A 19,802-nucleotide genomic window follows, 5' to 3' on the forward strand; every position below is an offset into this window, starting at 1 on the left:
ATTCCACTAGCACATTGTATGACGCCTTCCCGGCGTGGCGGCGACTGCCCTGATCCTGGAAAAGAGCGATCTACCGCAAGTGTCTAGTGTGATTAGTCAAGCTTGATCTGGACGTCCACGCCGGCGGCGAGGTCGAGTTTCATCAGCGCGTCGACGGTCTTTTCCGTCGGCTCGACGATGTCGAGCACGCGCTTGTGGGTGCGGATTTCGTACTGATCCCGTGCGTCCTTGTTGACGTGCGGTGAAATCAACACCGTGTAGCGCTCACGATTGGTCGGCAAAGGAATCGGCCCATGCACCTGAGCACCAGTACGCTTCGCAGTATCCACGATTTCTTGAGCGGACTGATCAATCAGGCGATGGTCGAAGGCCTTCAACCGAATGCGAATCTTCTGGTTCTGCATTAGCCCTGAACTCCAATGGATGATGACGGCGCGAGCCGTCTACCCACGCATTTAAAGGATGCGCATTATAGACCCGCCCACAATGAGAGTCAAACGCCCATAGAAAAGGGGCTCCGTACGGAGCCCCTTCGATTCCAGTGGAATCAATGATTACTCGACGATCTTGGCGACAACGCCGGCACCGACGGTACGACCACCTTCCCGGATAGCGAAACGCAAACCATCTTCCATCGCGATCGGCGCAATCAGGGTGACGACCATCTGCACGTTATCCCCAGGCATGACCATCTCGACGCCTTCCGGCAGCTCACAGGTTCCGGTCACGTCTGTGGTTCGGAAGTAGAACTGCGGACGATAGCCTTTGAAGAACGGGGTATGACGACCACCTTCTTCCTTGGACAGGATATAGACCTCGGCTTCGAACTTGGTATGCGGGGTGATCGAGCCCGGCTTGGCCAGTACCTGACCGCGCTCGACGTCATCACGCTTGGTACCGCGCAGCAGCGCACCGATGTTTTCACCGGCGCGACCTTCGTCGAGCAGCTTACGGAACATTTCGACACCGGTCACGGTCGTCTTGGTGGTGTCCTTGAGGCCGACGATCGAGACTTCATCGCCGGTCTTGACGATACCGCGCTCGACACGACCGGTAACCACGGTGCCACGGCCGGAGATGGAGAACACATCTTCGATCGGCATCAGGAACGGCTGATCGATGGCACGCTCCGGCTCCGGAATGTACTCATCAAGCGACTTGATCAGGTTGGCGACGGCGGTAGTACCCATGCCGTTGTCATCCTTGCCTTCCATCGCCATCAACGCGGAACCAATGATGATCGGAGTATCGTCACCCGGGAAGTCGTACTCGTTGAGAAGCTCGCGCACCTCCATCTCGACCAGCTCGAGCAGCTCTTCGTCGTCGACCATGTCCGCCTTGTTCAGGAACACGACGATATACGGCACACCGACCTGACGCGAGAGCAGGATATGCTCACGCGTCTGCGGCATCGGGCCATCGGCTGCGGAACAGACCAGGATCGCGCCATCCATCTGGGCGGCGCCAGTGATCATGTTCTTGACGTAATCGGCGTGCCCTGGGCAATCGACGTGAGCATAGTGCCGGGTCTCGGACTGATACTCGACGTGGGCGGTCGCGATGGTGATACCACGCTCGCGCTCTTCCGGGGCATTGTCGATGCTAGCGAATTCACGCCAGTCGCCACCGAACACCTCGGCGGAAACGCGGGTCAGCGCCGCGGTCAGCGTGGTCTTGCCGTGGTCGACGTGACCGATGGTGCCGACGTTGATATGCGGTTTGGAACGCTCAAATTTTGCCTTAGCCACTGCTATAACCTCTTTACGTTAGCTAACGGTTAACCGTTCTGATTAATGACGGCTTCGACGACGCTGGACGGCGCCTCTTCGTAATTCGCAAACTCCATGGTGTAGCTTGCGCGGCCCTGGGTCTGAGAACGCAGATCGGTGGCATAACCGAACATCTCAGCCAACGGAACCGTGGCGCGGATGATCTTGCCCATGGCAGAGTCATCCATGCCCTGTACAAGACCACGCCGGCGGTTAAGGTCACCCATCACATCACCCATGAAGTCCTCGGGTGTCACGACTTCGACCTTCATCACCGGCTCAAGCAGAACTGCCTTGGCCTTGCGAGCACCTTCCTTGACCGCCATGGAAGAGGCGATCTTGAACGCGGTCTCGTTAGAGTCCACGTCGTGGTAGGAACCATCGAACAGTGTAACCTTGACGTCAATCATCGGATAACCCGCGACGACACCATTTTTCAGCTGCTCGTATGCCCCTTTTTCGACCGCCGGGACGTACTCCTTGGGAACCACGCCACCCACGATCTCGGACGCGAACTTGAAGTACGCGTCTTCGTCCTCGCCCTTGTCTTCGGCCGTCAACGGCTCGATACGCAGGTAGACATGACCATATTGACCACGACCACCGGACTGACGGACGAACTTGCCTTCCTGCTCGACGCTGCCGCGAATGGTCTCGCGATAGGCCACCTGAGGCTTGCCGATATTAGCCTCGACCTTGAACTCGCGACGCATGCGATCGACGATGATGTCCAGATGCAACTCGCCCATACCGGAGATGATGGTCTGGCCTGTCTCTTCGTCGGTCTTGACCTGGAAGGAAGGATCCTCCTGAGCCAGCTTGCCCAGAGCAACCCCCATCTTTTCCTGATCGGCCTTGGATTTTGGCTCGACCGCTACGGAAATGACCGGATCCGGGAATTCCATGCGCTCGAGTACGATCTTGTCGTTTAGATCGCACAGGGTATCACCGGTGGTGACATCCTTCAGACCGATACAAGCCGCGATATCGCCGGCCAGAACTTCCTTGATCTCTTCCCGGGAGTTGGCATGCATCTGCACGATACGCCCGACACGCTCTTTCTTCTCCTTGACGGAGTTATAGACGCTATCGCCGGACTTCAGCACACCCGAGTAAACGCGGATGAAGGTCAGGGTGCCGACAAAGGGATCGGTGGCGATCTTGAACGCCAGCGCAGCAAAGGGCGCACTATCATCCGCTTCACGAGTAGCGATGGTGCCGTCCTTGTCATCCAACTCGCCTTCGATGGCCTTGACCTCGGTCGGCGACGGCAGATAGTCAACGACGCCATCCAGCACCGCCTGCACACCCTTGTTCTTGAACGCGGAACCGCAGGTCACCAGAACAATCTCATTGTCCAGGGTACGCCGGCGAAGACCCGCCTTGATTTCTTCCTTGGTCAGCTCGCCTTCCTCAAGGTACTTGTCCATCAGTTCCTCGGAAGCTTCGGCGGCAGCCTCGACCATTTCCTCACGGTACTTCTCGGCGGTTGCCTGCAACTCCTCAGGAATACTGACCAAATCATAGGTAGCGCCGAAATCGGACTCATTCCACAGAATGGCCTTCATCTCAATGAGATCGATGACACCCTTGAAGTCCTCTTCGGTCCCCCAGTTGATCTGGATCGGCACCGTATTGGCACCTAGGCGGCTCTTCAACTGGTCGACGACCATGAAGAAGTCTGCACCGGCACGATCCATCTTGTTGACGAACACCATACGCGGCACTTCGTACTTATTGGCCTGACGCCAGACGGTCTCGGTCTGCGGCTGTACACCGGAGCTGCCGCACAAGACCACGACGGCACCATCGAGCACGCGCAAGGAGCGCTCGACCTCGATGGTGAAGTCGACGTGCCCCGGAGTGTCGATAATGTTGATACGATGCTCATCGAACTGGTGATTCATGCCTTTCCAGAACGTGGTCACCGCCGCAGAGGTAATCGTGATCCCCCGCTCTTGCTCTTGTTCCATCCAATCCGTGGTAGAAGCCCCCTCATGGGTCTCCCCCAGCTTATGGTTGATGCCGGTATAAAACAGTACGCGCTCTGTGGTCGTGGTCTTGCCGGCATCGACGTGAGCCACGATACCAATGTTGCGGTAGCGCTTGAGTGGTGTCTTACGAGCCAAGGTGAACTCCCCGTTGGTTAGAAGCGGCGCTCTTAGAAGCGATAGTGTGAGAAGGCCTTGTTGGCTTCTGCCATGCGATGCACGTCTTCACGCTTCTTCACAGCAGCACCCTTACCTTCTGATGCATCCAGCATTTCACCTGCCAGACGCTGAACCATGGTCTTTTCGCCACGGTTACGGGCTGCATCCGCCAACCAGCGCATGGCCAACGCCTGACGACGCGATGGGCGCACTTCTACGGGCACCTGATAGGTAGCGCCACCGACACGCCTGGACTTGACCTCGACCATCGGCTGGATAGCTTCTAGGGCCTTGTCGAAAATATCGAGCGGCGCATCCTTGCCACGCTCTGCAACTCGATCCAGTGCGCCGTAAACGATACGCTCAGCTACAGACTTTTTACCGCTGACCATCAGGTGATTCATGAACTTGGCCAGGCGCTCACTTCCAAACTTGGGATCCGGGAGAATCTCGCGCTTAGCAATTACTCTTCTTCTAGGCATGATAAGCCCTCTGTTGAAGGGTCCTTCAGGTAAACCCGAGACGCTGTGCATTAGCTTTATATTGCTATGCCGCTCGACCTTACTCTTATCTGACCGTTATATTTTCAAAACCACACAAGGATAGATGATGCGCTCTAGATCACGACTTAGGGCGCTTGGTACCGTACTTGGAACGGCCTTGCTTACGGTTCTGCACACCTGAAGTATCCAGCGCACCGCGCACGGTGTGATAACGCACACCCGGCAGATCCTTGACCCTACCACCACGAATCAGGACCACAGAGTGTTCCTGAAGATTATGACCTTCACCGCCGATATAAGAGGCGACTTCGTAGCCATTGGTCAAACGAACACGACACACCTTACGCAGTGCAGAGTTCGGCTTTTTTGGGGTGGTGGTATACACACGGGTACAAACCCCGCGACGCTGCGGACAAGCCTGTAGCGCCGGCACGTCGCTGGTTTCGACGGGGCGCTTGCGCGGCTTGCGCACAAGCTGATTGATGGTTGCCATAGTCTGTAGCTGACTCCAGTAGTTACTGTGCCTTTCGACACTTTTTCAGCGGATAGGGGCGCACCAGCCCACTATCGAAGGCTGCGCATTCTAATGTCTAGCGGTGATCCGCGTCAATACCGGCGCCCCTCGGGACGCCGGTACTTACCGTTGGCTCAAAGCTCTTCGTCTGCATCGAGAGCAGTGAGCTGAGCACCCAACTCCTGCTCGACATCATAAGCAGACGGGTGATCCTGAATACGCTCGAGCTCCTCACGCTTGCGCCGACGCTCGGCGTGATGAGTCAGCCCGGTCCCGGCCGGTATCAGACGACCCACTACGACGTTCTCCTTCAAGCCGCGCAGATAGTCGCGCTTACCGGTGACTGCCGCTTCGGTCAAGACGCGAGTGGTCTCCTGGAAGGAGGCCGCGGAGATGAACGACTCGGTGGCCAGCGAGGCCTTGGTGATGCCCAGCAGCACGCGTCCATACTTGGCCGGAAACTTGTCCTCCTCGGCCAGCCGTGCATTTTCTTCAAGCACGCGCACCAATTCGACCTGATCGCCGGGAATAAAGTTGGCGTCTCCCGCGTCGGTGATCTCCACCTTGCGCAGCATCTGACGCACGATTACCTCGATGTGCTTGTCGTTGATGCCCACGCCCTGCAGGCGGTACACCTCCTGAATCTCGGTGGTGATGTACTTCGCCAGTTCCGCCACGCCTAGCAGGCGCAGAATATCGTGCGGATTACTAGGACCATCGGAAATCACCTCACCTTTCTCGACCGTCTCACCTTCGAACACCGCGATCTGACGCCATTTTGGAATCAGCGCTTCATAAGGATCACCCGATTCCGGTGTAATGGTCAGGCGCCGCTTGCCCTTGGTTTCCTTACCAAAGCTGACGACACCCGTGATCTCGGCAAGAATCGAAGATTCCTTCGGTTTACGCGCTTCGAACAAGTCGGCCACACGCGGCAAACCGCCGGTAATATCCTTGTTACTGGATGCCTCTACCGGAATACGTGCGATCACTTCACCGATGCCAATCTTGGCACCATTATCCACGGAGACGATCGCCTTGCCGGGCAGCAAATACTGTACCGGGGTATTGGAGCCCGGCAGCGTGACGTGCTCACCGGCATCGTCATGCAACATGATCATCGGCCGCTTTTCGCGACCGGAGGCCGGACGTGCCGCGGACTCGATCACTTCGATGGAGGAGAGGCCCGTCATTTCGTCCACGCTGCGGTGGATGGTAACCCCCTCGTCCATATCCATGTATTGTGCCTGGCCCTCTACCTCGGCAACCACCGGGTGAGTGTGCGGGTCCCACTTAGCTACTGTCTGACCCGCTTCGACCGGATCACCGTTCTTGACCGACAGCTCCGCACCGTAGGGCAGCTTGTAGTACTCGCGTTCGCGTCCATGCTCGTCGGCCACCGCCAGGGCGCTGGAGCGGGACACCACCACCAGCTTGCCGTCGGCGCGCTCGACGTGCTTGATGTTGTGCAGGCGCACTTTGCCACCATGCTTGACCTGCACGCTATCCACCGCGGAGGCCCGCGATGCAGCGCCGCCGATGTGGAAGGTACGCATGGTCAACTGAGTACCCGGCTCACCGATCGACTGAGCAGCGATGACTCCCACCGCCTCGCCGATATTGACGCGATGTCCGCGGGCCAGATCGCGGCCGTAGCAAGCGGAGCACACGCCATGCGGCGTCTCACAGGCGATGGTGCTACGCACGATGATCTCGTCGACACCCATGGTATCGAGCTGTGCACACCAGGCTTCATCCAGCAGCGTACCTCGCGGAATCAACACGTCTTCGCTGGCGGGATCGATCACGTCCTGAGCAACCACACGCCCCAGCACCCGCTGAGCCAAGGACACGATGATATCGCCACCCTCGATGACCGGATGCAGGGTCAGGCCCTCCTCGGTACCACAGTCTTCCTCGGTGATCACCAGATCCTGGGCCACATCCACCAAGCGCCGGGTCAGGTAGCCGGAGTTGGCGGTTTTGAGCGCCGTGTCCGCCAGACCCTTACGTGCACCGTGAGTCGAGATGAAGTACTGCAGGACGTTCAAGCCCTCGCGGAAGTTGGCAACGATCGGCGTCTCGATGATCGAGCCATCCGGCTTGGCCATCAGACCGCGCATGCCCGCGAGCTGGCGAATCTGAGCGGCACTACCACGAGCACCGGAGTCGGCCATGATGAATACGCTGTTGAACGAGTCCTGCTCGACTTCCTTGCCTTCGCGATCGACCACGGTTTCCTTGGAAATACCCGCCATCATCGCCTTGGCCACCTTATCATTGGCCTTGGACCAGATATCGATGACCTTGTTGTACTTCTCGCCGGCGGTAACGAGACCAGAGGAGAACTGATCCTCGATCTCCTTCACTTCGTCCTCGGCGCCCTCGACGATGTCTTTCTTCGCCTCGGGAATGACGAAGTCGTTGACACCGATCGACGCACCGGACCAGGTCGCTAAACGGAAACCGGTGTACATCAGTTGGTCGGCGAAGATCACCGCATCCTTGAGGCCACTACGACGATAGACTTCATTGATCAGCCGCGAGATCGCTTTCTTCTTCATCGGCTGGTCGACCAGCTCGAAAGGGGCGCCCTTGGGCAAAATACGGAACAACAAGGCACGACCCACGGTAGTATCAAAGATCGATGTCCGCTCGATCTGTTCGCCTCCTTCCTCTTCGGCCACATACTCGGTCAGTCGCACCTTGACCCGGGCGTGCAAGGAAACACTCTGGGTGCCGAAAGCGCGCTCGACTTCCTTGAGGTTGGCGAACACCATGCCCTCACCCTGGGCATTGATCTTCTCTCGGGTCATGTAATACAGGCCCAGCACCACGTCCTGGGACGGCACGATGATCGGCTCGCCGTTGGCCGGCGACAGTACGTTGTTGGTGGCCATCATCAAGGCACGGGCTTCGAGCTGGGCTTCCAGGGTCAGCGGCACGTGTACCGCCATCTGGTCGCCGTCGAAGTCAGCGTTGTAGGCGGCACAGACCAGCGGATGCAGCTGAATCGCCTTGCCTTCGATAAGTAGTGGCTCGAAAGCCTGGATGCCCAGACGGTGCAGGGTCGGTGCGCGGTTGAGCAGCACCGGATGCTCGCGGATAACATCGGCGAGAATATCCCACACCTCGGGCAGTTCACGCTCGACCATCTTTTTGGCCGCCTTGATGGTCGAGGCCTGGCCGCTGGACTGCAGTTTGGAGTAGATGAACGGCTTGAACAGTTCCAGCGCCATCTTCTTGGGCAGACCGCACTGGTGCAGACGCAGGGTCGGCCCCACGGTGATCACCGAGCGGCCGGAATAGTCGACGCGCTTGCCCAGCAGGTTCTGACGGAAACGCCCCTGCTTGCCCTTGATCATGTCGGCGAGCGATTTCAGCGGACGCTTGTTGGAGCCGGTGATGGCGCGACCACGACGACCATTGTCGAGCAGCGCATCAACGGACTCCTGCAGCATGCGCTTCTCGTTGCGCACGATGATGTCCGGCGCATTGAGATCGAGCAGGCGCTTCAGGCGGTTGTTGCGGTTGATCACCCTGCGATACAGATCGTTGAGATCCGAGGTCGCGAAGCGGCCACCGTCCAGTGGCACCAACGGACGCAGGTCCGGCGGCAGCACCGGCAGCACTTCCATGACCATCCAGGCCGGCGCGTTGCCGGACTTGTGGAAGGCCTCAAGAAGTTTCAGACGCTTGGAAAGCTTCTTGATCTTGGTCTCGGAGTTGGTCTGGGGAATTTCCTCGCGCAGCCGCTCGATCTCCTCCTCGAGATCGATATCCTTGAGCAGGGCCTGGACCGCCTCGGCGCCCATGCGTGCATCGAAGTCGTCACCGAACTCCTCTAGCGCCTCGAAGTACTGCTCGTCGTTGAGCAACTGACCGCGCTCCAGCGTGGTCATGCCCGGATCGATGACCACGAAGCTCTCGAAATAAAGCACGCGCTCGATGTCGCGCAGAGTCATGTCGAGAAACATGCCAATGCGTGACGGCAGCGATTTCAAGAACCAGATATGCGCAACGGGAGAGGCCAGTTCGATATGCCCCATACGCTCACGGCGAACGGCAGCGCGGGTCACTTCGACACCACACTTCTCGCAGATGATGCCCCGATGCTTCATGCGCTTGTACTTGCCGCACAAGCATTCATAGTCTTTCACCGGACCAAAAATCTTGGCGCAGAACAGACCGTCACGCTCCGGCTTGAAGGTGCGGTAGTTGATGGTCTCGGGCTTCTTGACCTCGCCGTAAGACCAGGAGCGGATCATGTCCGGCGACGCAAGGGTAATCTTGATCGCATCGAACTCTTCGGACTGTGCCTGGGACTTGAGGACTTTCACCAAATCTTTCATAGGTCGCTCCATCGCGGAGTTGTCATGAGCGGGGCCGATTCTTCGGGGCCCCGCGGACCGTCATTCGCTAGCGTGCGGCGTTTAGCCTTCAAGCTCGATATCAATGCCCAGCGAGCGGATTTCCTTCACCAACACATTGAAGGACTCCGGCATGCCGGCCTGCATGGCGTGGTCGCCATCGACGATACTCTTGTACATCTTGGTACGTCCCTCCACATCGTCGGACTTGACCGTGAGCATCTCCTGCAGGGTGTAGGCGGCACCGTAGGCTTCCAGTGCCCAGACCTCCATCTCGCCGAAGCGCTGACCGCCGAATTGCGCCTTGCCGCCCAATGGCTGCTGGGTGACCAGCGAGTAAGAGCCGGTGGAGCGAGCGTGCATCTTGTCGTCGACCAGGTGGTTAAGCTTCAACATGTACATGTAGCCCACCGTTACCTGACGATCGAACTTTTCCCCGGTACGTCCATCGTAGAGATCCATCTGTCCGGACTCAGGGAGATCGGCCAATTTGAGCAAGCCCTTGATCTCCTGCTCCTTGGCACCGTCGAACACCGGTGATGACATCGGCACACCGCCACGCAGATTCTTGGCCAAGGTGATTACCTCGTCGTCTGTCAGAGAGTCGATATCCTCTTGACGCGTATCCGGGGTGTTGTAGATCTTACCCAGGAACTCGCGAATTTCGGCGACCTGCTGCGATCGTGCGTCGCGCAGCATGTGATCGATCTTCATACCCAGACCGCGCGACGCCAGGCCCAGGTGGGTCTCGAGAATCTGACCGACGTTCATCCGCGACGGCACACCCAGCGGGTTCAGCACCACATCGACCGGCTCGCCATTGTCGTCGAAGGGCATGTCCTCGATGGGCATGATGGCCGAGATGACACCCTTGTTACCGTGACGGCCGGCCATCTTGTCACCCGGCTGGATGCGACGCTTGACCGCAAGATAGACCTTGACGATCTTGAGCACGCCCGGTGCCAGGTCATCGCCCTGGGTGAGCTTGCGCTTCTTGTCTTCGAAACGCTCGTCCATTTCCTTGCGACGATTCTCGAGCTGTTCGTCGGCCTGGGCCAGCAGTTCGTTCAAGGCTTCGTCCTGCAGACGCAACTTGAACCATTGCTGACGCGGCAGCTCCTCGAGATATTCCTCGGAAAGCACGTCGCCCTTCTTGAGCTTGGGCCCACCATTGACCGCCTGCCCAGAGAGGGTACGCTTCAGGCGCTCGAAGGTCGCGTCTTCGGCGATGCGATAGGTCTCTTGCAGGTCCCGACGCACCTCGTCGAGCTGCATCTGCTCGATGGACAGCGCCCGCGAATCCTTCTCGACACCATCCCGAGTGAAGACCTGCACGTCGATGACGGTGCCCTTCATACCCGTCGGGGCACGCAATGAGGTGTCTTTCACATCGCTGGCCTTCTCGCCAAAGATCGCCCGCAGCAGTTTCTCCTCCGGGGTCAACTGGGTTTCACCCTTGGGCGTGACCTTACCGACCAGGATGTCGCCGGCACCCACCTCGGCACCGATGTAGACCACCCCGGCCTCGTCGAGCTTGGACAGCGCCGACTCGCCGACGTTGGGAATGTCCGCGGAGATCTCCTCGGCACCCAGCTTGGTGTCCCGGGACACGCAGGTCAGCTCCTGGATGTGGATGGTGGTGAAGCGATCTTCCTGCACCACCCGCTCCGAGACCAGGATCGAGTCCTCGAAGTTGTAGCCGTTCCAGGGCATGAAGGCCATGCGCATGTTCTGACCCAGGGCCAGGTCTCCCATGTCGACAGAGGGGCCGTCGGCGAGGATGTCGCCGCGCGCCACTTCGTCACCCGGGCGCACGATGGGGCGCTGGTTCATGCAGGTGTTCTGGTTGGAACGCGTGTACTTGGTCAGGTTGTAGATGTCGACCCCGGCTTCGCCGCCGATGATCTCGTCCTCGTTGATCCGCACCACGATACGCTTGGCATCCACCGAGTCGATCACGCCGCCACGACGTGCGACGGCGCAGACACCGGAATCCCGCGCCACGAAGCGCTCCATGCCGGTGCCTACCAGCGGTTTGTCGGCCCGCAGGGTCGGCACCGCCTGACGCTGCATGTTCGAGCCCATCAGGGCGCGGTTGGCATCGTCGTGCTCCAGGAACGGGATTAGCGCCGCCGCCACGGACACCACCTGACGCGGAGACACATCCATCAAAGTGACCTTGTCCGGCCCCATGAAGGTAGTCTCGCCACGGTGGCGAACCTGCACCAGGTCATCGACCAGCTTGTTGTCGCCATCCACGGTGGCCGAGGCCTGGGCGATAACGAAATCCCCCTCCTCGATCGCGGACAGATGCACCACTTCGTCGGTCACCTGGCGATCCACCACCTTGCGGTAAGGCGTCTCGAGGAAGCCGTAGCTGTTGGTGTGACTGTAGGTCGCCAAGGAGTTGATCAGGCCGATGTTCGGTCCTTCCGGTGTCTCGATCGGGCATAGACGACCGTAGTGCGTGGTATGCACGTCACGCACCTCGAACCCGGCCCGCTCCCGGGTCAGGCCACCCGGCCCCAAGGCGGACACGCGGCGCTTGTGCGTGACCTCGGAGAGCGGGTTGTTCTGATCCATGAACTGGGAGAGCTGGCTCGAGCCGAAGAACTCCTTGACCGCCGCCGCCACCGGCTTGGCGTTGATCAGGTCCTGGGGCATCAGGCCTTCGCTCTCGGCCATGGAAAGACGTTCCTTGACCGCCCGTTCGACGCGCACCAAGCCGACCCGGAACTGATTCTCGGCCATCTCGCCGACGCAGCGGATGCGCCGGTTACCCAGGTGGTCGATGTCGTCGACATCGCCGAAGCCGTTGCGGATGCTGATCAGTTCCTTGAGCACGGCGATGATGTCGTCGTTGTCGAGCACCCCGGAACCGGTATCGGACTCGCGGCGCAGGCGGCGATTGAACTTCATGCGACCCACACCGGAGAGATCGTAACGATCCTCGGTGAAGAACAGATTGTGGAACAGCGTCTCGGCGGCTTCCTTGGTCGGTGGTTCGCCGGGGCGCATCATGCGGTAGATCTCGACCAGCGCCTCTAGCGCTGAACGGGTGGTGTCCAGCTTTAGCGTATCGGAGATGAACGAGCCGCAGTCCAGATCGTTGGTGTAGAGCGTTTCAAGTGTCTCGATACCGGCCTGGGCCAGCTTCTCGAGTAGCTCCGGTGTGATCTCGCTGTTGCACTCGCAGATCAGCTCACCGGTATTCGGGTCGACCTGATCCTTGGCCAGAGTCTTGCCGAACAGATACTCCATCGGCACTTCGAGCCGTTCGAGACCGGCCTTCTCCATCTGGCGGATATGTTTTTGAGTGACGCGACGCCCTTCTTCGACGATCACACTGCCATCGCCATCCTTGATGTCGAAGGTGGCGGTTTCGCCGCGCAGACGTGACGGCACCAAATCCACAGAGAAGCCAGACTTCTCGATGTGGAAAGTGCTGGTCTCGAAGAAAGTGCCGAGAATCTCTTCAGTGCTCATGCCCAGCGCGCGCAGCAATACGGACGCCGGTAACTTGCGGCGGCGATCGATACGCACGAAGACGTTGTCCTTCGGATCGAACTCGAAGTCCAGCCAGGAGCCACGGTAGGGAATCACTCGGGCAGAATATAGCAGCTTGCCCGACGAGTGGCTCTTGCCCTTGTCGTGATCAAAGAACACGCCTGGCGAGCGGTGTAGCTGGGAGACGATGACCCGCTCGGTACCATTGACGACGAAAGTACCGTTCTCGGTCATCAGGGGGATTTCCCCCATGTAAACTTCCTGCTCCTTGATGTCCTTGATTGCCTTGTTCGACGACTCCTTGTCGTAGATGATCAAGCGGACCTTGACCCGCAATGGCGCCGAGTAGGTGACGCCACGCAGCTGACATTCCTTGACATCAAAGGCCGGGGTTCCGAAACGATAGCTGACATACTCGAGTGCGGCATTGCCGGAAAAGCTCGAGATAGGAAACACGGACTTGAAAGCAGCATTAAGACCGATATCAAGGCGTTCCTGTGGCGCCCGGTCCTGCTGGAGGAAGTCGTAGTAGGAATCAAGCTGGATGGCCAGCAAATAAGGCACATCCATTACTTGGGGCAGTTTGCCGAAATCCTTGCGGATGCGTTTTTTCTCAGTGTATGAGTAAGCCATCTGTATTCCCCAGCTTGTTCACCATGGGTGACCGATGCGTGGTCAACGCCGCCTGACGAAGGCATCTTCGCCAGGCGCTGACGGCAAGCCCAATAAGAGGCTCGCCGTCGGGATTCGTCTAGCGCCTGATCGCCGAAAAAGTGCTCACGATAAGGTGCTAGTGACAACAGAAAAAGGCCGGTAGCGGGCATCCCGCCACCAGCCGTAGAAGCTCACGCGTCGCGTAAAGCTCCAGAACGCAAGGGTTACTTGAGTTCCACAGAAGCGCCGGCTTCTTCCAGCTTCTTCTTGGCTTCCTCGGCGTCGTCCTTGGACATGGCCTCCTTGATGGTTGCCGGTGCACCGTCGACGGCGCCCTTGGCTTCCTTCAGGCCAAGACCGGTGATCTCGCGAACCGCCTTGATCACGTTGACCTTCTTGTCACCGGCACCGGTCAGCACCAGATCGAACTCGGTCTGCTCTTCGGCCGCTTCTTCACCGCCGCCGCCCGGACCGGCAACCACAGCCGCAGCCGCAGAAACGCCGAACTTTTCTTCCATCGCTTCAATCAACTCGGCGACTTCCATCACGGACATGTCGGCAACGGCGTTGATGATATCGTCTTTAGTCAGTGCCATGTTTGCTTTCCTAAACTTTGCGGAGCGCTTAACGTCGTGTATCTGCGCTCGGTGACTGGGTAGTCGATTCTTGAGAGATAGCGAAGCCGCTTAGGCAGCTTCCTGCTTTTGATCGCGCAGCGCAGCAAGGGTACGCACCAATTTGCCGGCGGACGCCTCCTTCATGACGGACATCAGCTTAGCGATTGCCTCATCATAGGTCGGTAGCGTCGCAAGACGATCAAGATCGGAAGCTGGAATCAGCTCACCTTCGTAGGCCAGCGCCTTGACTTCAAAGTCCCTCTGCCCCTTGAGAAATTCCTTGAACAGGCGAGCAGCAGCGCCCGGATGCTCATAGGAAAATGCCAACAAGGTTGGACCCGTCAACGTCTCGTCCAGAATCTCCCAAGGAGTTCCAGACAGGGCGCGACGTGCTAACGTGTTGCGTACAACACGGATCTGCACGCCATTCTCGCGAGCCTGCTTGCGCAAGTCAGTCATTGCGCTTACGGCCACGCCGCGAGAATCGGCAACAACGACGGAGAGAGCGTCCTTGGCGGCTTCACTGACCTCAGCGACAATTGCCTTCTTGCCTTCGAGAGCTAGTGGCACAGTGTTCACTCCTTCGTGCCGGGGATATTCACGATGAAAACCCCGGTGGTTACCATCTCTCCCAGTGCTTAAGGCACGGGAGTCTTAGTTGATGGTGCTCACCAGCATACTGGCGGGCCACACCATCTGCGCAGGCAGCTCGTCGATCATCAACTGTGATCGATGATCGAGCCATTAAGTCACCCGCAAGTGACACCTGCGGTCTTTGACGATGCCCCGACCGCTTGGCACGGGGACCGCAAAGTTACTGCCTTTCCAGACACATCAGACCCATGCTGAGTGGTCGACGGTCAATCCCGGCCCCATCGTAGTCGACAGAGTCACTTTCTTGAAATAGATGCCTTTGGACGTACTCGGCTTAAGCCGCTTGAGGTCATTGACCAGCGCGTCGAGATTGCCGCGAATGGCATCGGCGGAAAAATCCACCTTGCCCAACGTCGTATGGATGATGCCATTCTTGTCGGTACGGAAGCGAACCTGGCCTGCCTTTGCGTTCTTGACTGCAGTGGCCACGTCGGGCGTCACCGTGCCCACCTTGGGGTTGGGCATCAGGCCACGCGGGCCGAGTATCTGACCCAGCTGGCCAACGACGCGCATGGCATCCGGTGAAGCAATAACAACATCGAAATCCAGATTGCCCTTCTTTACCTGCTCGGCAAGATCGTCCATACCCACGATATCGGCGCCGGCTTCTTTAGCAGCCTCTTCGTTGGCACCTTGCGTAAAGACAGCAACACGAACGTCCTTACCGGTACCATTAGGCATCACGGTAGCACCACGCACCACCTGGTCGGATTTACGCGGGTCGACACCAAGATTGACGGCGACGTCGAGTGATTCCTTGAAATTGACCTTGGACAGCTCACCGAGAAGCGCAACGGCTTCGTCCAGAGAATAGACCTTGGAAGAGTCGACCTTCTCGCGAATCATTTGCGCACGCTTGGATAGTTTCGCCATGATCAGAGCCCCTCCACGTTAAGACCCATGCTGCGGGCACTGCCTGCGATAGTACGAACAGCCGCGTCAAGATCTGCAGCCGTCATATCCGGCTCCTTGGTCTTGGCGATCTCTTCGAGCTGCTCCCGCGACACGGTGCCGACCTTCTTCTTGTTCGGCTCACCAGAACCGGACTTGATGCCAGCAGCCTTTTTCAACAGAACGGCAGCCGGCGGTGTCTTGGTGATGAAGGTGAAACTGCGATCTGAATAGACCGTGATCACCACCGGCGTCGGCAAACCAGGCTCAACCTCCTGGGTCGCAGCATTGAATGCCTTGCAGAACTCCATGATATTAACGCCGTGCTGACCCAGCGCAGGGCCGACGGGGGGACTCGGGTTGGCCTTTCCGGCTGCCACTTGCAGCTTGATGTAGGCCTGAACTTTTTTAGCCATGATACTCTCCAGTTGGGTGATAACGCCTTTCGGCTCCCCGGGTTTTCAGGCCGCCTACGCGGCCTCTGACGCCCAACTTGTCTGGAACGACAAGCTGAGCTCAGTCTTTTTCCACTTGTGCGAATTCAAGTTCGACAGGTGTCGCGCGGCCAAAGATGAGCACGCTGACCTGTAAACGACTCTTCTCATAGTTGACTTCTTCGACGACACCGTTGAAGTCGGCGAAAGGACCATCGACGACCCGGACCACTTCGCCCGGCTCAAACAAGGTTTTGGGGCGCGGCTTATCGGTGCCATCCTGCACACGACGCAGGATAGAATCGGCTTCTTTCTGAGTAATCGGCGCCGGCTTCTCCGGAGTACCACCGATAAAACCCATCACGCGTGGCGTTTCGTTGACCAGGTGCCAAGTGCGATCGTCCATTTCCATTTCGACCAGCACATACCCTGGATAAAACTTGCGCTCACTCTTACGGCGCTTGCCATCACGCATCTCGACGACTTCTTCAGTCGGCACTAGAATCTCGCCGAATTGATCTTCCATGTCATACATCTTCACGCGCTCGATCAATGAGCGCATTACCTGTTTTTCGAAACCAGAATAAGCATGTACGACATACCAACGCTTGGACATGGGTGCTCCTAACCTATGATGCCGGACATGGCCCAGCCCAGAAGGGTGTCGATTAACCACAGCATCAAACCAACTACCAACACAGCCACTAGCACAATGGCTGTCGTCTGTATGGTTTCCTGACGAGTTGGCCAGACAACGCGTTGAATTTCCTTGCGAGCGCTACGCGCCAATTCGGTAAGCTCACGTCCTTTGGTCGTCGTCAAAGCTATTGCGGCAGCAACAGCACCCAAAGCCACCACGCCCAAGACACGATACAACAATGCTTGATCGGAAAAATAACTGTTACCGATAACGGCCAAGGCAACTAGAATGACGACAACCGCCCATCTGGCCCCGTCGTGGCGCGACTTCTGCACCTCGGCATTGTGTTTCATGAAGCGGGACTCCTCAGGGTGCAGCAATCAAAAAGAAATCTTGTGTAATCACACCAGCCTGGGGAAGACTGGCAGGCCAGGAGGGAATCGAACCCCCAACCTGCGGTTTTGGAGACCGCTGCTCTGCCAATTGAGCTACTGGCCTTTTTCAGGTGTTACATCACGCCTTGTACAGACAGCCACATAACAGCGGCCAAGATGATAGCGGATGAGCCTGTCGCTGGCAACCCTACTCAATAGCGACCAAAAAGAAAAGACGAGCTATGCTCGCCTCGAACTACTGGAGCTCATGGACGGATTTGAACCGTCGACCTCACCCTTACCAAGGGTGTGCTCTACCCCTGAGCTACATGAGCAAATTACATCTGGAGCGGGCAGCGGGAATCGAACCCGCATCATCAGCTTGGAAGGCTGAGGTTCTACCATTAAACTATGCCCGCTTGCCCGCTTTTTTCATTCAACAAGAAAACTTGTCGGCAAAACTTGGTGGAGGGGGAAGGATTCGAACCTTCGAAGCTTTCGCGGCAGATTTACAGTCTGCTCCCTTTGGCCACTCGGGAACCCCTCCAGTACGGCGGCTAATCTTACCGCCTCCAGCAATGCTGTCAAGCGCTCTTAATTCAAACACTTGCACTTCGTATAAGCATTGCCTCGAAGCGGGCGCATTGTGTCAAAGCAGCATGGAGAATGCAAGACCGAGGCGAATTTTTTCAAGCTCCACAGCCTCGGGCACCCGTGGCGCACCCGACATGCGTCCAGCTCTCTCTGCAGCGGTCAATGGAAAGCAGGCTTCAAGCCCTGCATACACCATGTCTGGCCACAGCGCATGAGGAACATGAATACCTCTCGACACCACCCTCGCATCACCTCCTGTTAACAACAGCGGCAGGGACACACCCTCGCGATCGCACACTTCGAGGTAAATTCGATTCACCGCGTTGACGGTGGCCATGAAAATTCCGTGGTTGACGGCCTCGATCGTATTTCTACCCGGTGCGAGCAACTCGCCGGCCTCGCTATTCGGATCGATTGCCACGTTACGCGTTCCCAGATGAAGGCTCTCCTTCATCAATCGCAGGCCTGGAATGATATACCCGCCGAGATGGCGACCGCCTGGCAGTACAAAATCGATCGTCATTGCACTACCACAATCAACGCTACAGCATCCTCCAGCCAGCTGATAACTAGCCAATACTCCGAGCCAGCGATCCACACCAAGGCGGGCTGGTTCACTATAGCCGTTAACCACGCCGAGCCTTTCGCGCGTGGAACGCGCCACATAAACCTTAGCTACCTGTCGGCGCAGCAACGCAATGGTCTCCTCGAGCACTGCGCGCCGCGCAACGCTCGAGATACGCACCGCCGTCACCACACCCAGATCCGGAATATCCGGGCCAGGGCGCCATTCTTCGCGCGTCCATATTGCTCCACGCGAGCGAATCTCACTACTTACGACATCCTTTAGTCGCCACTTGGAAAGCGTGTTGCCTATATCGAGATCAAGAATCATGAGCGTTCACACACGCTGATCTCGCCACCCACCAGACGCAGTTGCTCACCACCACGACGCACAAGTAGGTTACCAGATGCATCGACTCCTTCGTCGACTGCAACATAACGCTGTGTTTTCTGGACAATCTCTATCTCATGGCCCAAATAGGCGTTGCGCTGATTCCATTCTCTTTGCCACCGTGGAAAGCCATCGTGCTCGAAGTCAATCATCAAAGATAGCAATGCTTCGATTAGCTCCGATGCCAAACGGTTACGTGAAAGCGCGGGCGCTTGATCCGCGATAGTCGCAATGGGTCGATCCAGTCTGCTACGCAACGCCTCAGGAAAGGCGATATTGAGACCGATACCCACGACGACCTCACAAGGTCCTGCGGCATCGCCGCTGCATTCCAGCAGAATGCCCGCCAATTTGTTCTTTTTGCCATTCGTGCCCGTCATTAGCACATCATTGGGCCACTTGAGTGTGACATTCAGGCCCTGCCGCTCGAGCACCCGGGCCATGACAACCCCGACAGCCAGACTCAGCCCTTCCAAGGCCGCGGCACCACTCTCAAATCGCCAGCCGATTGATAGCGTTAACCCCTGTCCCCAGGCAGACACCCACTGCCGTCCGCGTCGCCCTCGACCAGCACTTTGAGTTTCTGCCAGACATACTTCGGCATGGCCCGCACCTTGAGCAAAACGCTCGCTCAAAAAACTGTTAGTGGACACTAGCGATTCCTCCACGAACAGCCTTTCCAGATCCCGTCGCGACTCTTTGGACAATGTGGCGACGATCGCATGCCCATCAAGTAATTCGATGGGCAATGCCAGCCGATAGCCTCGCCCTCTAACCGCTTCCAACGGTATGCCCAGCGCCTCCAGCTTATTCAACTGCTTCCATACCGCCGTGCGTGACACACCAAGCTGCTCGCCTAGTTGCTCGCCGGAATGGTAGTCACCGTCGCTTAGCAGACGGATCAGCTCACCGGTGGTCATCTTGTGTCGCCCCGCCCGAAAAACCGACATTCTAACGGAAGCACTTGTCAGCCGGAAACGCTGTGATCAAAGTTAGGCGAACAAACTTAACTTTGACCGCTTTCTACCACACACAACCCCCCGGCCCCGGCGAGGCTGGGGGGTCGGATAAAGGCCTGACGAGGAGCGGGGCGGCCGTCCGCTGGCCGGCACTCCGGGACTCTACTCGTCTCTTCCCGAGACTCGCCCTTCGGGCCCGCTAAAGCGGTTCCCGTCG

General features: G+C 58.0%; 15 protein-coding genes and 4 tRNA genes. All 19 read right to left on the reverse strand.

Annotation, left to right across the window (positions count from 1 at the left end; translation table 11 throughout):
* Positions 1-92: 92 nt before the first annotated feature.
* Positions 93-404 carry a 30S ribosomal protein S10 gene (rpsJ, locus tag ACPF7Z_RS13225; protein WP_031384780.1) on the reverse strand — a complete coding sequence of 104 codons (312 nt, stop codon included), beginning with the start codon at positions 402-404 and terminating at the stop codon, positions 93-95.
* A gap of 150 nt (positions 405-554) precedes the next feature.
* Positions 555-1,748, reverse strand: a complete 1,194-nt coding sequence (tuf, locus tag ACPF7Z_RS13230; protein ID WP_425193717.1) for an elongation factor Tu — start codon at positions 1,746-1,748, stop codon at positions 555-557.
* Positions 1,749-1,777: 29 nt separating this feature from the next.
* A complete protein-coding gene (gene fusA / locus ACPF7Z_RS13235) occupies positions 1,778-3,898 on the reverse strand; it encodes an elongation factor G (RefSeq protein WP_425193718.1) in 2,121 nt (706 codons plus the stop codon).
* A 32-nt stretch (positions 3,899-3,930) separates the two neighbouring features.
* Positions 3,931-4,401, reverse strand: coding sequence for a 30S ribosomal protein S7 (gene rpsG / locus ACPF7Z_RS13240; protein ID WP_425193719.1), 471 nt, complete (start codon positions 4,399-4,401; stop codon positions 3,931-3,933).
* A 139-nt stretch (positions 4,402-4,540) separates the two neighbouring features.
* Positions 4,541-4,915, reverse strand: coding sequence for a 30S ribosomal protein S12 (gene rpsL, locus ACPF7Z_RS13245; RefSeq protein WP_048306682.1), 375 nt, complete (start codon positions 4,913-4,915; stop codon positions 4,541-4,543).
* 155 nt (positions 4,916-5,070) lie between these two features.
* Positions 5,071-9,288 carry a DNA-directed RNA polymerase subunit beta' gene (rpoC, locus tag ACPF7Z_RS13250; RefSeq protein WP_425193720.1) on the reverse strand — a complete coding sequence of 1,406 codons (4,218 nt, stop codon included), beginning with the start codon at positions 9,286-9,288 and terminating at the stop codon, positions 5,071-5,073.
* 81 nt (positions 9,289-9,369) lie between these two features.
* A complete protein-coding gene (gene rpoB, locus ACPF7Z_RS13255) occupies positions 9,370-13,446 on the reverse strand; it encodes a DNA-directed RNA polymerase subunit beta (RefSeq protein WP_425193721.1) in 4,077 nt (1,358 codons plus the stop codon).
* Positions 13,447-13,691: 245 nt separating this feature from the next.
* Positions 13,692-14,063, reverse strand: coding sequence for a 50S ribosomal protein L7/L12 (rplL, locus tag ACPF7Z_RS13260; RefSeq protein WP_425193722.1), 372 nt, complete (start codon positions 14,061-14,063; stop codon positions 13,692-13,694).
* Positions 14,064-14,153: 90 nt separating this feature from the next.
* A complete protein-coding gene (gene rplJ, locus ACPF7Z_RS13265; protein WP_425193723.1) occupies positions 14,154-14,654 on the reverse strand; it encodes a 50S ribosomal protein L10 in 501 nt (166 codons plus the stop codon).
* Between the two features lie 264 nt (positions 14,655-14,918).
* Positions 14,919-15,611 carry a 50S ribosomal protein L1 gene (gene rplA, locus ACPF7Z_RS13270; RefSeq protein WP_425193724.1) on the reverse strand — a complete coding sequence of 231 codons (693 nt, stop codon included), beginning with the start codon at positions 15,609-15,611 and terminating at the stop codon, positions 14,919-14,921.
* 2 nt (positions 15,612-15,613) lie between these two features.
* A complete protein-coding gene (gene rplK, locus ACPF7Z_RS13275; protein WP_425193725.1) occupies positions 15,614-16,045 on the reverse strand; it encodes a 50S ribosomal protein L11 in 432 nt (143 codons plus the stop codon).
* A 100-nt stretch (positions 16,046-16,145) separates the two neighbouring features.
* A complete protein-coding gene (gene nusG / locus ACPF7Z_RS13280; RefSeq protein WP_425193726.1) occupies positions 16,146-16,679 on the reverse strand; it encodes a transcription termination/antitermination protein NusG in 534 nt (177 codons plus the stop codon).
* A gap of 8 nt (positions 16,680-16,687) precedes the next feature.
* Entirely contained in the window at positions 16,688-17,056 is a 369-nt protein-coding gene (gene secE / locus ACPF7Z_RS13285; protein ID WP_425193727.1) for a preprotein translocase subunit SecE, read from the reverse strand.
* 69 nt (positions 17,057-17,125) lie between these two features.
* Positions 17,126-17,201, reverse strand: a tRNA-Trp gene (locus ACPF7Z_RS13290).
* 136 nt (positions 17,202-17,337) lie between these two features.
* Positions 17,338-17,412, reverse strand: a tRNA-Thr gene (locus ACPF7Z_RS13295).
* A gap of 10 nt (positions 17,413-17,422) precedes the next feature.
* Positions 17,423-17,496: transfer RNA gene (locus ACPF7Z_RS13300), tRNA-Gly, on the reverse strand.
* Between the two features lie 44 nt (positions 17,497-17,540).
* Positions 17,541-17,624, reverse strand: a tRNA-Tyr gene (locus ACPF7Z_RS13305).
* Positions 17,625-17,726: 102 nt separating this feature from the next.
* A complete protein-coding gene (locus ACPF7Z_RS13310; RefSeq protein WP_425193728.1) occupies positions 17,727-18,566 on the reverse strand; it encodes a type III pantothenate kinase in 840 nt (279 codons plus the stop codon).
* Positions 18,563-19,546, reverse strand: a complete 984-nt coding sequence (locus tag ACPF7Z_RS13315) for a biotin--[acetyl-CoA-carboxylase] ligase (protein WP_425193729.1) — start codon at positions 19,544-19,546, stop codon at positions 18,563-18,565. The genes ACPF7Z_RS13310 and ACPF7Z_RS13315 overlap by 4 nt, the downstream gene beginning before the upstream one ends.
* Between the last annotated feature and the right edge of the window lie 256 nt (positions 19,547-19,802).

It is taken from the genome of Halomonas sp. GXIMD04776 (assembly GCF_049808615.1).
In the GTDB taxonomy this organism is placed as follows: Bacteria; Pseudomonadota; Gammaproteobacteria; order Pseudomonadales; family Halomonadaceae; genus Modicisalibacter.

What these genes read in the sequence shown, in the direction of transcription:
- rpsJ (WP_031384780.1), bottom strand. Translation starts at nt 404, where the DNA reads ATGCAGAACCAGAAGATTCGCATTCGGTTGAAGGCCTTCGACCATCGC.
- rpsG (WP_425193719.1), bottom strand. Translation starts at nt 4,401, where the DNA reads ATGCCTAGAAGAAGAGTAATTGCTAAGCGCGAGATTCTCCCGGATCCC.
- rpsL (WP_048306682.1), bottom strand. Translation starts at nt 4,915, where the DNA reads ATGGCAACCATCAATCAGCTTGTGCGCAAGCCGCGCAAGCGCCCCGTC.
- rpoC (WP_425193720.1), bottom strand. Translation starts at nt 9,288, where the DNA reads ATGAAAGATTTGGTGAAAGTCCTCAAGTCCCAGGCACAGTCCGAAGAG.
- rpoB (WP_425193721.1), bottom strand. Translation starts at nt 13,446, where the DNA reads ATGGCTTACTCATACACTGAGAAAAAACGCATCCGCAAGGATTTCGGC.
- rplL (WP_425193722.1), bottom strand. Translation starts at nt 14,063, where the DNA reads ATGGCACTGACTAAAGACGATATCATCAACGCCGTTGCCGACATGTCC.
- rplA (WP_425193724.1), bottom strand. Translation starts at nt 15,611, where the DNA reads ATGGCGAAACTATCCAAGCGTGCGCAAATGATTCGCGAGAAGGTCGAC.
- rplK (WP_425193725.1), bottom strand. Translation starts at nt 16,045, where the DNA reads ATGGCTAAAAAAGTTCAGGCCTACATCAAGCTGCAAGTGGCAGCCGGA.
- nusG (WP_425193726.1), bottom strand. Translation starts at nt 16,679, where the DNA reads ATGTCCAAGCGTTGGTATGTCGTACATGCTTATTCTGGTTTCGAAAAA.
- secE (WP_425193727.1), bottom strand. Translation starts at nt 17,056, where the DNA reads ATGAAACACAATGCCGAGGTGCAGAAGTCGCGCCACGACGGGGCCAGA.
- ACPF7Z_RS13310 (WP_425193728.1), bottom strand. Translation starts at nt 18,566, where the DNA reads ATGATTCTTGATCTCGATATAGGCAACACGCTTTCCAAGTGGCGACTA.
- ACPF7Z_RS13315 (WP_425193729.1), bottom strand. Translation starts at nt 19,546, where the DNA reads ATGACCACCGGTGAGCTGATCCGTCTGCTAAGCGACGGTGACTACCAT.